Here is a 14,814-nt window from a genome sequence, read left to right as displayed (position 1 = left end):
GCCCGGAGTCCGACGTTTCAGGGGCATGACCCATGAGCACATGAAGCCGGTGTTTCGCCAGTGCGTTGGCATTTGGGGGCTGTTGCTTGTTCTGACAGCGATTTTCCTTGGGCAAGTGCTGGCACAACGACAGGCGAACGTACACGACGAGATCGTCGCAATGCTGCGTGCGGAGGAGGCCGCGCACATACCAGGCATGACGGCTTTCGAAGACGCGCTTGTGGCGTTGGGCGGTTCGGCCGTGCTGGACCGGCCGGTGGTGTTCGGGATGACGCCGTTGATGCTGGCGGCGCGGGCCGATCGGCCCGACCTGATCCGCCGACTACTCGCACAAGGGGCATCGGTCGACGCAGCCGGGTCCGACGGAAACACGGCCTTGGTGTTGGCGTGTCGCAGCGGTTCCCCTGCCGCCGCCCGCGCGTTGCTCGACGCAGGGGCAGACCCCAACCCGGCCAGCTCACGCCAACGCCCGCTCGACTTGGCACGGGCCAGAGGCGATCATGCCCTCGCCGCTCAGTTGCAGGCAGCCGACCGGCAACGCAGCGATCGGCATCAAGTCAGTTCAGCATTGCGGTCCCGCGTGCAATCGCGATGATTGCGGTATGACCTCGAAAAAAGTGAAGACCTTGTTGAATGCCGTCGGTATCGCTGCCCTGAGCGTTGGCCTCGCCGGCTGCGCCAAGTCGAGCGACGACGTTTCGGCCGAAGCGGTCAAGGACGAGCGGGACCGGCTCGCGGCACAGCTCGAAAAGGAGCAGGCCGACCGGATCGCGCGGGAGTCGGAGCTTGCGGCGGCGAAAGCCCGCGCCGAGCGTGCCGAGGCGGTGGCGAAAGCCGAGCGTGAGTCCGAGGCAGCCGCCGCGAAGGCTCAGGCCGAACGTGAAGCCGCCAACGCGAAAGCCAAAGCGGACGCCGCGGCCAAGGCAAAAGCCGACGCCGAGAAGCGTAAGGCGGAAGCGGCCAAGGCCGCCGAAGCCGCACGGGCCGATGCCGCCGAAGCGACCCCGCAGGTCGAGATGAGCAAAGACGCCGCCCCGGAAATGAGCAAGGACAGTCCGACGACGGCCCCGGCGGCAACCCCGGCGACCGACGAAGCCCCGACGATGGGCAAGGACACCTCGACCCAGCCCGCCACCGGACCGGCAACGCAGCCGACCACGATGCCGAGCACGCCGGACTTCGAGAAGTAAGCGCCCGGCAAGTAAGCGCCGGCCCACATCCGTCGTTCAAACCACGGCGCGGCTGTAAGCTCACTGTCCATGTCCCGGCGCACCGGCATTCTCCTGTTGTTGCTTGCCGGGGTGATGTGGTCATTGTCGGGCATCGCGGTGAAGTTGGCCGATGCGCCGCCGTTGTGGTTCGCGGGGTTGAGGTCACTCGGGGCGGCGTTGGTGTTGCTGCCCATGGCGCTACGCAACGGCGGTTGGCCACGCGGATCGGTCATGGGGACGTGCGTCGTGGCACACACGGTCATGGTCGGGACGTTGATCGCGGCGATGACCGTTGGCACGGCGGCGCAAGGAATTCTGCTGCAATACGTCGGGCCGGTGGTGTGTGCCTTGCTTGGGTACGCCCTGGTAGGCCGGACGCTGCGCCGAAACGTTCGGTTCGGCCTGATCGCCGCGGTGGTCGGCGTGGGTGTGATGGTGTTCGCCGATGGCGTGCCAAGCGACTTCACGCCGCTGCTACTCGGCACGGCTAGCGGGCTCGCCTACGGCAGTGTGATCTTCCTGCTGGAGCGGATCGATGCAGTGACGGACGGGCCGGTGGATGCGTTCAAGATCGTGTTGCTCAACAACGCGGGGAGTGCGGCGGTGCTGTTACCGATCGCGGCCGGCGTCGACGCGATGCCGGGCGTCGCGGTGACCGTGTTCATCCTCGGCGTCGGCGTGGTGCAGATGGCGATCCCGTATGTGCTGTTCCAGCACGGCATCCGCACGGTCGTCCCGGTTGCGGCGGCCCTGATCGTGCTCATCGAGCCGGTGCTCAATCCGACGCTCGTCTGGGCGTTCCACGGCGAGGCGATGACCGTCGGCACGATCATCGGCGGCACGGTGTTGCTCTTCGCCGCCGGGCTTGCCGCGACGGGACGCGAACCCGCTACCCCTCCGCCGGCTCGATGAACGCTTTCATTCCGCTCTTGCACGTGGGGATGCGCGGGTCGAGGCCGAAGGCTTCGATTTGTGCAACCTTCAACTCGGCCTTCTCCCTGTGCATCGTCGCAACGATCGCGCGGCCTTCGCTGTCGACCCGCTTGGCGAGTTGGAAGCCCTTCACTTCGTTGTAGCCGAACAGGCCGGCGAGCATCTCGATAACGTACTCGTAAGTGTGCGACGCGTCGTCGAGGAGAACGACGTTGTACGGCGGGAGTTTTTCGAGCTTGTGGGTACTTTCGGGCCGGGCGGCCGTCGCGGTGCTGCCGTGAGTTTTCTCGTCGGTGTTCTTCGGTTGATCGGCCATGTTCCGCTCCCGTGCGAGGTGTGCCAATAAGCATGCGCTGGTCGGGGACCGGGGTCAACGTTTCTCGGCGGCATCGGCTACGATCGCCGCCCACCTTGCGTCGTGTCCCGCTCCAAACCGTTGCCGTGATCGCGTTCGGCGTCTTCGTTTCCTACGCGGTCCGCGGCTATCAGTTCGGGCTGAGCAACCACCAGGTCTACCTGCTCGACGCCCTGCGAATCAACGATCCGGCGTTGCTGCAAAATGACTGGTGGACCGCCAACACGTTGCAATATCACTGGCTGTTTTCGTACTTCGCCGCTGCGGTCATGCGGCTGGGTATCGAGGTGCCCGCCTTCTTTATTGCACACCTCGCGACCGTCGTTTTGTTGCACATTGCATGGTGGCGGATCGTGCGGCTATATCGGGGTGGCGTCGCGACGTACATCGTGAGCGTGTTGCTGTATCACGCGCTGCTCGGCGGGTTCGGGCTCGGGTTCTACGCGTTCCTGCAGGACAGCGCGTTTCTGCCGAGCAACGTCGCGGCGGTGGCATTGCTGTGGGGAGTTTCGTATTGGCTGATTCGGCGGGATGTCGCGGCCGGGCTGTGCGTGGGATTTGCCGGGGTGTGGCATCTGAACTACGCGGTCGTCGGGGTTGGCGCGTGGGGGATTTACCTCGTGTGGCGGTTGGGGTTTGCCCGGGGTGACTGGCGACCGCTCGCCTGGGCGACACTCGCGGCATGGGGGCCGTGCCTGCTCAACATCATCCCCGCACTGATCGGCAAGGCCCAGACCGACGACCTGCGCATCCCGCTCGACGAGTACGTCGACCTGTACGTCAAACTGCGCCACCCCCACCACTACCACCCCGTCTCCTGGCCGGTGGTGATGTGGATCACCTTCCTCGCACCGATCCCGCTGGCATGGCGGGCTTGGAAGATCGTGCCACGAACCATCGCCTGGCGACGTGGCTCGGCCTTGGTGTACGCAACGCTGGCGGTGTTGCTCATCGCTTTGCTCGGGGCGGGGATCTTCTGGACCAGCGGCACGCTCATTCAAATGTCACTTTGGCGCTTCAGCGTCTTCCCGAAGTTGATCCTCTGCGTCGCGGCGAGCGTCTGGCTCGTCGCCGCTTTGAACCGTGGGCGAGACTCGTCCAGCCGGACAACGGCGTGGGACCGGCGCGGCGCGTGGTTCATCGCCGGTGGTGTTCCGGCCATCGGACTTGTCTCGCTGTTCACCGGCATCGTCCCCGAAGATCACGTGCTCACCGGTTGGACGGTGCTTGCGTGCATCGCCGCCGGTTTGCCGATCGCGCTGGGGCGTTGGTGGTTCGCGTTGCCGGGGCTGGCGTTGATGGTGGCAACGCTCGGCTGGAACGGCACCGCCGAGAAGCCCGGCGACCCCGCCCTGCGCGAAGTCGCCGCATGGGCCCAAACCAACACGCCGGCCGACGCGGTGTTCGTCGTGCCACCGGGCAACACCGCCTTTCGCCTCGATGCCCGGCGGGCCGCCGTCGTGACGTTCAAGCATGTCCCGCAACTCTCGGGCGAGATGCGAACCTGGCGCAACGCGTTGCAGGACGTGTTGGCGATCGACGACCTGACCACGGTGCCCGGCACGTTGCCGGAAAAGCTCTCGTGGATGGACCAGCGCTACCGAACGCGCCCGCTGCACGAACTACGCGGCGTTGCCACGGACTACGACGCCGACTTTGTCGTCGCGCCGCCGACCGACGGCGAGTCGGCCGCGTTCGTCTCTGGCGACCGACGGTGGGCGGTGTATGTTGTCGAAACCGATGCCTCAAGCGATCCAAACTAGAGCCTTCGCCCGCGCCGGGCTGGTCGGCAATCCGTCGGACGGCTACTTCGGCAAGACGATCTCGATCATCGTCCGCGACTTCGGCGTGACCGCCACGCTCACGCCGGCCGAGCGGCTCACCATCGAGCCGAGCCCGGCCGACCTGTGCGACCACGACTCGGTCGACGAGTTCCTGCGCCACACGAAACTCATGGGCTACTACGGCGCGCTTCGGCTCATGAAAGCGGCCGTCGCGAGGTTCCACACGTGGGCCGACGCCGCAGGGCACGACCTCGCCGGGCGCGGCAACTTCAAACTCGCCTTCACGACCGACATCCCCCGCCTCGTCGGCCTCTCGGGCAGCAGCGCGATCGTCGTCGCCACGCTCCGCGCCCTTGAGAAGTTCTACGGCGTGATGATCCCGATGTCGCAGATGCCGACCGTTGCCCTCGAAACCGAAACCAAGGAGCTGCACATCGCCGCGGGGCTGCAGGACCGCGTGGTGCAGACGTACGAGGGGATTGTGTTCATGGACTTCGACCGCAAGCTCGTCGAGGAGACCGGCGGCGGTCGTTACGAGTCGCTGACGCCGGAGGTGCAGCCGCCGATCTATGTCGCCTTCGACGCCGAGCGTGCCGAGGTGAGCGACGTCGCCCACCGCAACCTGCGGGCCGCATGGGAGGCGGGCGAGAAGGACGTGGTGCAGGCCATGACCGACCTGCGCGACCTGACCGACCGTGGCCGCGCCGCGCTACTCGCTGGCGACGTCGACGAACTCCACGAAGTGACCAACGCCAACTTCGACATCCGCAAGAAGATCATGTCCATCGCCCCGGAGAACCAACGCATGATCGACACCGCCCGCGCCGCCGGCGTGAGCGCCAAGTTCGCCGGCAGCGGCGGTGCGATCGTCGGCGTCTACCGCAACGACGCCGAGTACGCCGCCGCGAAAAACGCGCTCGCCGGCATCGGCTGCACCACGTTCAAGCCGACGATCTTCGCGGAGGCCCAGTCATGAAGACGCTCATCCCCGCCGCCGGCTTCGGGACGCGCATGCTGCCCGCCGCGAAGGCGGTGCCCAAGGAGATGTTGCCGGTGCTCAACGTGCCGGTGATCCAGTACGTCGTGCAAGAACTCGCCGACGCCGGGTGTGACGACGTGCTGCTCGTGGTCAGCGACGACAAGAAGGCGATCGAGGATCACTTCGACCGGCGCGGCGAACTCGAACGCCGACTCGACGAAAAAGGCAAGCGCGCGTTCGTCGCATCGGTGGACGCGTTGATGGAGCGGGTGCAAGTTTTTTCGGTGCGTCAGCGCGAGCAACTCGGGCTCGGACACGCGGTGCTCCAGGGCAAGCGGCACGTCGGCGAGGAGCCTTTCATCTGCGCGCTTGGCGACACGATCTTCTCCGGCGGCACCGCGCCGGCGACGCAACTGATCGAAGCCCAGAAGCGCCTCGGCGGCAGCGTCGTCGGCCTGGAGCGCGTGCCGACCGATCGCGTGGGTCGCTACGGCATCGCGGCCGGCGAGATGGTTGATCACGCGACGATGCGCGTGAGCGGGTTCGTGGAAAAACCCGCTCCAGATGCGGCTCCGAGCGACCTCGCCATCGCCGCGCGGTACCTGCTTTCGCCGACGATCTTCCCGCTGCTCGAAGACACCAAACCCGGCGCCGACGGCGAGATCCAACTCACCGATGCGTTGCAACGCCTGTGCAATATCGAGCCGGTGCATGGCGTCGTTCTCGAGGCACAACGCCACGACATCGGCAACCCGACCGACTGGCTCGAGACCAACCTGATCTACGCGGCGCGTGACCAGCAGATGCGCGAGCGCATCGCGCCGTTGGCGCGCGAACTTTTCGGTGGATGAGCCGCGCGCGAAACGCCGACAAACAGTTGACCGAACGCATCATCGCGTTACATTCATGACATCACCAAAGGTGTTCAATCACCCAACGGTGATGAACTTGCGGTTCGAGGGAAGTGGCTCCCCCTCGAACCGTTTTTGTTTGCGCAGTTTTGATTCGCGCTCGAACGCCCACGCCTTCAGGCGTGGGTCGGCAACCGCGAACGCGTCGGCGCGGACCCACGGCTGAAGCCATGGGCGTTGGGCGCGCTATCGGCCGCGCTTCTTATCGAGCCAAACCTTGAGTTGCTTCCACGTGCGCGTGTTGAGCACGTGCTTCTTCTCCAAACCGGCGCGGCGGGCGACGTCGATGCCGGGCTGCAAACCCGAGAGTCCGTCGGTGCCGTGGGCGTCGGTGTTGATGACGAGCATCACCCCGGCCGCGGCGGCTTTTCGCGCGGGGACGTCACCGAGGTCAAGACGCGGATAGCTCGCGTTGATCTCCAGCGCACAACCGGTCGCCTTGCACGCCTCGAACACCGCGTCCAAGTCGAGCGGCAAGCCCTCGCGCTTGTTGATGTACCGCCCGGTCGGGTGGCCGATGACGCAGACGTTGGGGTTCTCGATCGCGGCGATGATCCGCGCGGTGGCTTTGGCACGGTCCTGCTTGAGCGCGGTGTGCGGGGAGGCGACGACCCAGTCGAGCTTTTCGAGGACGTCGTCGGGGTAGTCGAGCGTGCCGTCGGCGAGGATGTCGACCTCGCTACCGGCGAGCATTTCGATGCCGTCGATCTTCTTGTTGATCTCGTGGATGGTGTCGATGTGGTGGAGCAGGCGGTCGGCGTCGAGGCCGTTGGCGATGACGCTGCTCTTGGAGTGGTCGGTGATGGCGAGGTACTTGTGGCCCAACGCCTTGGCGGCCTCGGCCATCTCCTCGATCGTGGCACGGCCGTCGGAGGCGACGGTGTGGGTGTGCAGGTCGCCGCGCAGGTCCTTGAGTTCGAGCAGGTCGGGGAGCTCATCGGCCTGCGCTTTCTGCACCTCGCCGCGATCCTCGCGCAGCTCCGGCGCGATCCATGTCATGTCCAGCGCGGCGTACACGTCCCCCTCATTCGCCGACGCCACCGGCTCAACGTCCGCCGGCGGCAGGCCCGGCTTACGGTCGGCCTTCTCCCACTTCTTCGTTTCGTACAGGCCCCAGTCGTTGAGCGTCAGGCCCTTGTCGTTGGCGATACCACGCAAGGCGACGTTGTGTTCCTTGCTGCCGGTGAAGTGGATGAGGGCCGCGCCGTAATGCTTCTCGGGAATAATCCGCAAGTCGACCTGCAGGTCGTCGCCGACGAGCACGCTGCACTTGGTCGGGCCCTGGACCAGCACCTTCTTCACGACGTCGAGCTTCGCGAAGGCGGCGGTGATCGCGGAGCCGTCGGCATCATCGGCGACGCGTGCGATCAGGTCGACGTCCTTCACCGTCTCGCGCCGCCGCCGCAGGGACCCGGCCGCCTCGGCTTCGAGCACGCCTTCCAAGCCGCGGCCCGCTTCGAGCAACTCGTCGGCGACGGCGAGTACCTTCCAGATGCCCCGCCGCTCGCCGCCGCGCTTGGCCATGGCGATCGCGTCCTTGAAGCCTTCGATCTTCTTGGGGCCGATGCCTTTGACGCCCTTGAGCTTGCCGCGCTCGATGGCGGTACTGAGCTTGCCGATGCTGGTGATGTTGCGTTCGTCCCAGAGCAGCTTGATCGTCTTGGGGCCCATGCCCGGCAGGTCGAACATCGGTATCAGGCCCTCGGGTATGCTCGCCTTGAGTTCCTCGAAGTCGGTGGACTTTCCGGTGTCGAGGTACTCGCGGATCATGTCCGCACTGCTGCCGCCGATGCCCTTGGTCTTCTCGAGCTTACCGTCGGCGTAAGCCTTCTCCGCGTCGACGTCGCCGTCCTTGAGCAGCCGGGCGACCTTGTTGAACGCGATGGCTTTGAACGGGTTGTCGTTCTTCAGATCGAGAATCTTCGCGGCGGTCTCAAAGAGCTTGGCCAGCTCGGCGTTTTTGGACATGGGGCGATGGTAAGGACGAATGACGAGTGCCCGAATGACGAATGGAAGCCGAATGTCGAAATCCGAAAGCGGGACATGCTGTGGAGCGTTCGTCATTCGGGCACTCGTCATTCGGCATTTTCGAACAGCCACCTAAACTGCGACGATGTCGTCCTTCACCCATCTCCACGTCCACACCCACTACTCGATGCTCGACGGGGCCTGCAAGGTCAAGGACCTGGTGAAGCGCACCAAAGACTTGGGCATGGATAGCCTCGCGATCACGGACCACGGGGCAATGTTCGGGGCGATCGACTTCTACGACACGTGCCGGGCGCATGACATCAAGCCCATCCTCGGGATCGAGGCGTACATGTCGCCGACGTCGATGGCGGACAAGACGCGCAAGCAGAAGGACGACTGCTTTCATCTGCTGCTGCTCGCCCAGAACCTCACCGGCTACCGCAACCTGCTCAAGCTTTCCACGCTCAGTTACACCGAGGGCTTCCACTACAAGGCGCGTATCGACAAGGCGATCTTGCGTGAGTTCTCCGAAGGACTGATCTGCACGTCGGCATGTCTCGGCGGTGAGGTGGCCGGAGCGTTTTTGAAGAAAGACATGAAATCCGCCAAGGCGATGGCGGAAACCTATCTCGACATCTTCGGCCCCGACCGTTTCTTCATCGAGGTCCAGAAGAATGCCATCCCCGAGCAGGACCAGGTGAACCCCGAACTGGCCGAGCTGGCCGGTAAGCTCGGCGTCGGCCTCGTTGGTACCAACGACGTCCACTACCTCACCCGCGAAGACCACTACGCCCACGACTGCCTCTGCTGCATCAGCATGGGCAAGATGGTCACCGACGAAACGCGGATGACCTACTCCAAGGAGCTCTACCTCAAGGGCCCCGACGAGATGGTCGAGGCGTTCGCGGAGTTCCCCGAAGCCGCCGACAACACCAACCGCATCGCGCAGCTGTGCGACATCGAGCTCGACTTTGGCAGAACCTACGCCCCAGTCTACCAGGTCGACAACAGCATCCTCCGAAGCGACGTCCCCGCCCTTGCGAATGAGCCGGACAACACCGACGTCTCGCAGCTCAAGGCCGACGAGATCTACCTCCGCCAGCTCTGCGAAGACGGCCTGAAGTGGCGCTACGGCACCACCGACGTCGCCCCCGAAGTCCGCGAACGCCTGGAGAAAGAACTCACCGTCATCGTCGGCAAGGGCTTCGCGTCGTACTTCCTGATCGTCTGGGACTTCTGCAACTACGCCCGGGAGCATGGCATCCCGGTCGGCGCTCGTGGCTCTGGTGTCGGGACGATCGTGGGGTACCTGCTGGGGCTGTGCAATGTCGACCCGCTGGAGTTCGGGTTGCTCTTCGAGCGGTTCATGGACCCGAGCCGTAATGAGTTCCCGGATATCGACATCGACATCTGCATGAACGGCCGGGGCAAGGTCATCGAGTACGTCCGCGAGAAGTACGGCCACGTCGCGCAGATCATCACCTTCGGCACCCTCGCCGCGAAGGCTGCCTGCAAGGACGTCGGCCGGGTCATGGGCGTGCCGCTGGCCGACATCGACAAGCTCACCAAGCTCATCCCCGGCGTTCCGGGCATGACCCTCGACAAGGCCATCAAGTCCTCCGGCGAACTCAAGGACCTGATCAACAACGACCGCAACATCGGCAAGGTCATCGAAATCGCCAGGAAGCTCGAAGGCATGAACCGCAACGCGGGCTGCCATGCCGCAGGCGTGATCGTCGCCGACCAGCCGCTGGACACGCTGGTGCCGCTCTACACGGATCGCGACGGGAACGTGCTCACCCAGTTCGAAGGGCCGACCGCCGAGAAATGCGGCCTGCTCAAGATGGACTTCCTCGGCCTGCGCACCCTCACCATCCTCACGCGTTCGGTCGATCTCGTGAAGCAGACCAAGGGCATCGAGATCGACATCGAGGCGATTCCCTACGACGACCCTCATGTGCTGGCCGTTTTCTGCCGCGGCGAGACGCGCGGCATCTTCCAGTTCGAGTCCGGCGGCATGCAGGACCTGCTCATGAAGATGCAGCCCGATCGCCTCGAAGACCTCATCGCCGCCAACGCGCTCTACCGACCCGGGCCGATGGAGCTGATCCCGGACTACTGCGACCGCAAGCACGGCCGGCAGCAGGTCCCCACCGTCCACCCGGTCATGGACGCCATCCTCGAAGAGACCTACGGCATCATGGTCTATCAGGAACAGGTCATGCAGATCTTCAACCAGCTCGGCGGCGTCGAGTTGGCCAAGGCGTACAAGATGATCAAGGCGATCTCCAAGAAGAAGAAGGAGATCATCGACGCTTTCCGCCCGCAGTTCATCGAAGGCGCGGAACAACGCGGTCTGGCCAAGGACAAGGCCGAGGAAGTGTTCGAACTCATTCTCAAGTTCGGCGGCTACGGCTTCAACAAGTCGCACTCCTCCCGCTACGCCATGGTCGCCTACCAGACGGCCTACATGAAGGCGTACCACCCGACCGAGTACATGGCCGCCCTGCTCACCTTCGAAGCGCACAACACCGAGAAGGCGATCGAGTACCTCGACGAATGCCGACGCATGAAGAACGCCGCCGGCGGGACGGGCATCGCGGTGCTGCCGCCGGACGTCAACCTATCCGGCAAGGACTTCACGCCCACCAAACGCAAGGTGGGGAAGAATGAAACCGAAGAAGTGATTCGCTTCGGCCTGGGCGCGATCAAGGGTGTCGGCGAGAAGGCCGTCGACGCCGTCATCGAGGGTCGCAAGGAGAAGGACTACACCGACCTGTTCGACTTCTGCGACCGCGTGGACCTGCGGGCCGCGGGGAAGTCGACGGTCGAAGCGCTAATCAAGTGCGGCGCGTTCTCCAACACCGACGGCACCCGCGCCGCCCAACTCGCCTCCGTCGAACGCGCCGTCGAGATGGGCCAACAAGCCCAGCAGGACAAGCGCTCCGGCCAGTCCAACCTCTTCGGCGGCGGCGAGGCCACCGAGGACGCCCCCGCCGTCGCGCTGCCGAAGATGAAAGAGCTCCAAAAGTCCGAACTGCTCCAACTCGAGAAAGACCTGCTCGGCTTCTACGTCTCATCCCACCCGCTGCAGGAGCACAAGGCCTCGCTCGACAGCTTCGCCACCGCGACGATCGCCGACATCGACAAGCTCCCCGAGGGCAGCCCCGTCTGGGTCGGCGGCATGATCAACGTCGTCCGCCCCAAGGTCGGCAAGTCCGGCCGGTCCGCCGGCATGAAATGGGCCATCATCGAACTCGAAGATCTCGACGGCAAGATCGACGGCATGGTCTTCGCCGACGCCTACGCCGAGGCCGAAGAGAAGTACCCCGGCGTCATCACCAAGGACACGTCCGTCTTCGTGAGCGCCACCATCGACCGCCGCCGCGAAACGCCGTGCCTGATCGTGCAGGAAGTCCTGCCGATCGAGGAGGCCTGCCGAAAGCTCACGCAGCTGGTGATCCTGAAGTTCGACGCGGAGAAGCACCCGCCGGCGGTGGTCCACGACCTCAAGCCGGTCCTGATGGAAAACAAAGGCCGCGTCGACGTCTACACAAGCCACCCGCGCAACGGCACCGGCCAAGTCATCGTCAAGCTCGACAAAAAGCTCGGCGTCATCCCCAGCCCCGCCCTGCAAGCCAAGCTCGAAACGCTCCTCGGCAAAGGCAACGTCCAGTTCTTCGGCGAAGGCGACCGCCGCCGGAAAGCGAAGGAGCGACAACAGCAGCGGATGTTCGAGGGTGAGACGAGTATTGCCCACCCTGCTTAACTTGCGACCATCCCTGGAAACAGCCAAAACAGTCCCGGCCGATACGGGTATTTCTGAGTTTGCCATTGCAACCACGCGAGGGGATTGTTACCTTGCCGATACAATGCATAGAACTGGTTTCTTTTTCGCATGCTTATTGGCATTCGTGCCTACCATTGTCGGATGCGAAGAGGAACAAGAGATTACACCAAGCACAAGCTTCATCGAGGTGTCTCAGCCTGTTCAAGATGATTTGGTATTCGAGCCACATGTGATTGATTTCGGCATCATCACAGGCGGCAAGAGATCCTCGACAGGTGTAAACATAACCAATACATCCGATGCAACGATCAGCGTGCTTGGTGCTGAATCCGATTGTGGGTGCGTAACAACACCGACCCAGGCATTGCCAGTTGAGTTGGCTCCTGGTGAAGACACACAGTTTGACATATTAGCGAACCCCGCGAGTAGAGACCTCGGTGTCACTCAACGAACCCTCCGAATCTCCGTGGAACTAGGTGAATTCCAGCAAGCCGTCTACTCATTACCCATTGTCATGGATGTTGTTGCACCATTGATCGACATTGTTCCAATGGCGATCAATGCACAATCGGGCTTAACATCAACAACATTGACCGTGGTTTGCCCTATCGAAATACGCGATCAGATCCCGTCAAAAATCAAGTGGGACGGAAACTACCCCATATTAGATGTACCCCGGGAAAGATCAGGAGATAGAGCCGTAGTCTCTATTCAGGTCGATTTAAACGGCCTTCCCAACGGTCGGCATGAACTTGTTCTTTTTGGACATGTGATTTCACTACACCGGTAATCATCCAACTTTCACGGAGCACATAATGACACGCTTGATCATACCATCAACTCTTGCTCTGCTAGCCTGCGGAGCAGCAGCGATAACGTTCGGCCAATTTAGACTTCCGAGTGACGGCCCGATCGCAGAGCTAAGGTTTGTTTGCCAATTATCTGATTGTGCGATAGACGAGTGCTATCCGGTCGGGCCTTGGTTTGCGAAAGACGACCCTATCAATTACGTGCAGTGCGAACCTCACGATGAAATCGACAGTGACTGCGATGCCGCAGTTAACGTAAATGATCCAGAGATCGCGTGTGCAAGAAGAATATACTTTATGAACAAAAATCCTTTAGGTGAGTGTGAAAATCCGCACAATGCTCTTGATCCGCTGATCAAAACGAGTCCCTCGAATTGTTACGGCGATGTGGCACAATAAACACCTATTTGGCCCATGAATGTTCTATTACATCTCGTTGCTACGATTGTCTTCGCTACTCCGCCGGCCGAAGCTTCGCCCGAAGTATTTCGACAGCGATTAAGCGAACTAGCTAACGTAAGTGTTCGTTGCGAAGCATCCTTTGGGGTCTTGTCACAAGACGTTTCTGCTGATGCACGCGAAGCCAAATCCATCCGGCAGCTGCTATCGCTCGATGCACAGCAATCTATCTCCGCCCTAAGCGGTGGCGAATCTCATCTCTGGCATTCATCAACACGATTTTCTTGGAAAGTGGAAGGCCGCGGACTCCCCGATCTCGCGCGATCAAATGATTTTGTTGATCCTAGCTTCATGTGGGCTACTTGCAACACAGGAGAGCGGTCAGAATATCTTCAACCTAGCCATGGCGGCGGGTATGATTATGCGTTCTTCATCGGACGCCCCTCTGCAGCGCCGCAAGTCATCGGCTTTTCTCTACCTTTTGCCCTAAACCACAAAAAGGGATATCCTCCGTACGAGAACTGGCAGATCGAGTCGATTACCTCCGAGAGTGCCGTCCTTCTCTTTCGCTACGAAAACACAACCGTAACCGCAAATGTAGATATAGTTGCTGGGGGCGATTTTGTTCGCATCTCATCCGTCAACATTGACGACAACCGCCTTAGCATCATCTATCATTTTGAAAATTTCGGTGTTGGTGATTTCAAACAAGTGCCGGGCCTTGTTCGTGAAATCTCGGTGTGGAAAGCTGACGATACTATTTTCCATGCCGCAGTCACAGAGTATCACTCCATGTCCCTCACTGATGATGTTCTTGGGATCGAAGTACCGGCAGGACGTGTGGGTGTCCTCGATCGCCGTCTTGGATCGAGAAAAATTGTTGAGGATGGCCCCCGTGTTGTCTCGGATAACGAGATGGCTGCCGCACTAATCGACGATTAGTCACAAACTTCGCTGTTGCCCAATGCTACTGCATTCTTTTACCCACTGAAGTAGCGGCACAAGGAACGTTCCTACCCCTCCACCCCCAGCCCCCGCAGGCTGAAGCTGGTGATGTGTTCGGCGAGGCGTTCGAAGGCTTCGGCGTCGGTGGGTTGGCCGGGGAAGAGTTTTTCCAGCACCGGGCGGCTGTGCTTGTAGAAGAGCACCTGGCCGATGATCGAGCCCATCATCGCGCGGGCGGCTTGCTCGTCGAGGCCGGGGCTCAGGGCGAGCACGATCTCGCGCAGTTCGCCGGCCATCGGGCGCACGACTTCCTCGACGTGGTCGTCGAGGGCGGGCGTCGGCTTGGTCATTTCCCAGGCCATGAGCCGGCCGTGGACCGATTCGGGGCCCTGGTCGAGGATGAGGTAGATCGCGCGGCGGATGTAGGCCCGCAGGCGTTCGGCAGGCTCGGCGTCGGGCGGCGCGGACTCTGGGATGCGCTCCTCGGCGGTGGCGCGGAAGTGGCGCATGGTCGCGCGGTAGAGTTCGGTCTTGCCACCGAAGTGGTACTTGACGCTGGCCACGTTGGCCGCGGCGATGGCGCAGATGTCGCGGATGGTCGCCTGCTCGAAGCCGTGCTCGGCGAAGACCTTCCCCGCCGCGTCGAGAAGTCGGACGCGGGTGTCGTGTGTCGAGTTGTGATCGACCGTGGCAGTCACTCCACGGACAGCGTATGCGTTCGGCGGGA

General features: G+C 62.6%; 12 protein-coding genes. 9 read left to right on the top strand and 3 right to left on the bottom strand.

The features are described 5' to 3' along the window. The first annotated feature begins 25 nt into the window (after positions 1-25). The 3 genes from AAGD32_01205 (at position 26) to AAGD32_01195 (ending at position 2,123) form a co-directional block, all read left to right on the top strand. Positions 26-595 (top strand): ankyrin repeat domain-containing protein, encoded by a 570-nt coding sequence (locus tag AAGD32_01205; GenBank protein ID MEM8872849.1) that lies wholly within the window; start codon positions 26-28, stop codon positions 593-595. Between the two features lie 7 nt (positions 596-602). Further along, positions 603-1,190, top strand: a complete 588-nt coding sequence (locus AAGD32_01200) for a hypothetical protein (GenBank protein ID MEM8872848.1) — start codon at positions 603-605, stop codon at positions 1,188-1,190. A 69-nt stretch (positions 1,191-1,259) separates the two neighbouring features. Further along, positions 1,260-2,123: a DMT family transporter gene (locus tag AAGD32_01195; protein ID MEM8872847.1), complete on the top strand. Its 864-nt coding sequence runs from the start codon at positions 1,260-1,262 to the stop codon at positions 2,121-2,123. Here AAGD32_01195 and AAGD32_01190 read toward each other — a convergent pair. Continuing rightward, positions 2,101-2,460 (bottom strand): ATP-dependent Clp protease adaptor ClpS, encoded by a 360-nt coding sequence (locus tag AAGD32_01190; GenBank protein MEM8872846.1) that lies wholly within the window; start codon positions 2,458-2,460, stop codon positions 2,101-2,103. The genes AAGD32_01195 and AAGD32_01190 overlap by 23 nt on opposite strands. A 95-nt stretch (positions 2,461-2,555) precedes the next feature. On the opposite strand from AAGD32_01190, the gene AAGD32_01185 reads away from it, so the two are divergent. The 3 genes from AAGD32_01185 to AAGD32_01175 are packed head-to-tail and all read left to right on the top strand — an operon-like array spanning position 2,556 to position 6,113. Then, positions 2,556-4,262 (top strand): DUF6798 domain-containing protein, encoded by a 1,707-nt coding sequence (locus AAGD32_01185; GenBank protein ID MEM8872845.1) that lies wholly within the window; start codon positions 2,556-2,558, stop codon positions 4,260-4,262. Continuing rightward, entirely contained in the window at positions 4,240-5,259 is a 1,020-nt protein-coding gene (locus AAGD32_01180; GenBank protein ID MEM8872844.1) for a GHMP kinase, read from the top strand. Before AAGD32_01185 ends, AAGD32_01180 begins: the two co-directional genes overlap by 23 nt. Then, positions 5,256-6,113 carry a UTP--glucose-1-phosphate uridylyltransferase gene (locus tag AAGD32_01175; GenBank protein ID MEM8872843.1) on the top strand — a complete coding sequence of 286 codons (858 nt, stop codon included), beginning with the start codon at positions 5,256-5,258 and terminating at the stop codon, positions 6,111-6,113. Before AAGD32_01180 ends, AAGD32_01175 begins: the two co-directional genes overlap by 4 nt. Before the next feature lie 246 nt (positions 6,114-6,359). Here AAGD32_01175 and polX read toward each other — a convergent pair whose 3' ends face one another. Next, entirely contained in the window at positions 6,360-8,141 is a 1,782-nt protein-coding gene (gene polX, locus AAGD32_01170; protein MEM8872842.1) for a DNA polymerase/3'-5' exonuclease PolX, read from the bottom strand. 145 nt (positions 8,142-8,286) lie between these two features. Here polX and dnaE point away from each other — a divergent pair, with 145 nt between their 5' ends. The 3 genes from dnaE to AAGD32_01155 all read left to right on the top strand — a co-directional run bounded on the left by dnaE (position 8,287) and on the right by AAGD32_01155 (position 14,084). Continuing rightward, positions 8,287-11,913 (top strand): DNA polymerase III subunit alpha, encoded by a 3,627-nt coding sequence (gene dnaE / locus AAGD32_01165; GenBank protein MEM8872841.1) that lies wholly within the window; start codon positions 8,287-8,289, stop codon positions 11,911-11,913. Position 11,914: 1 nt separating this feature from the next. After that, positions 11,915-12,724: a DUF1573 domain-containing protein gene (locus AAGD32_01160; GenBank protein ID MEM8872840.1), complete on the top strand. Its 810-nt coding sequence runs from the start codon at positions 11,915-11,917 to the stop codon at positions 12,722-12,724. 433 nt (positions 12,725-13,157) lie between these two features. After that, complete coding sequence (locus tag AAGD32_01155) at positions 13,158-14,084, top strand: hypothetical protein (GenBank protein MEM8872839.1); 927 nt, start codon at positions 13,158-13,160, stop codon at positions 14,082-14,084. Between the two features lie 71 nt (positions 14,085-14,155). On the opposite strand, the gene AAGD32_01150 is transcribed toward AAGD32_01155, so the two are convergent. Continuing rightward, positions 14,156-14,785, bottom strand: coding sequence for a CerR family C-terminal domain-containing protein (locus tag AAGD32_01150; protein MEM8872838.1), 630 nt, complete (start codon positions 14,783-14,785; stop codon positions 14,156-14,158). Between the last annotated feature and the right edge of the window lie 29 nt (positions 14,786-14,814).

It is taken from the genome of Planctomycetota bacterium, from assembly GCA_039182125.1.
Classification (GTDB): domain Bacteria; phylum Planctomycetota; class Phycisphaerae; order Tepidisphaerales; family Tepidisphaeraceae; genus JBCDCH01.
Note: the sequence above shows the minus strand (reverse complement) of the source record. Positions and strands in the feature narration are given on the sequence as shown.

What these genes read in the sequence shown, in the direction of transcription:
- AAGD32_01155 (MEM8872839.1), top strand. Translation starts at nt 13,158, where the DNA reads ATGAATGTTCTATTACATCTCGTTGCTACGATTGTCTTCGCTACTCCG.
- polX (MEM8872842.1), bottom strand. Translation starts at nt 8,141, where the DNA reads ATGTCCAAAAACGCCGAGCTGGCCAAGCTCTTTGAGACCGCCGCGAAG.
- AAGD32_01175 (MEM8872843.1), top strand. Translation starts at nt 5,256, where the DNA reads ATGAAGACGCTCATCCCCGCCGCCGGCTTCGGGACGCGCATGCTGCCC.
- AAGD32_01195 (MEM8872847.1), top strand. Translation starts at nt 1,260, where the DNA reads ATGTCCCGGCGCACCGGCATTCTCCTGTTGTTGCTTGCCGGGGTGATG.
- AAGD32_01205 (MEM8872849.1), top strand. Translation starts at nt 26, where the DNA reads ATGACCCATGAGCACATGAAGCCGGTGTTTCGCCAGTGCGTTGGCATT.
- AAGD32_01190 (MEM8872846.1), bottom strand. Translation starts at nt 2,460, where the DNA reads ATGGCCGATCAACCGAAGAACACCGACGAGAAAACTCACGGCAGCACC.
- AAGD32_01180 (MEM8872844.1), top strand. Translation starts at nt 4,240, where the DNA reads ATGCCTCAAGCGATCCAAACTAGAGCCTTCGCCCGCGCCGGGCTGGTC.
- dnaE (MEM8872841.1), top strand. Translation starts at nt 8,287, where the DNA reads ATGTCGTCCTTCACCCATCTCCACGTCCACACCCACTACTCGATGCTC.
- AAGD32_01200 (MEM8872848.1), top strand. Translation starts at nt 603, where the DNA reads ATGACCTCGAAAAAAGTGAAGACCTTGTTGAATGCCGTCGGTATCGCT.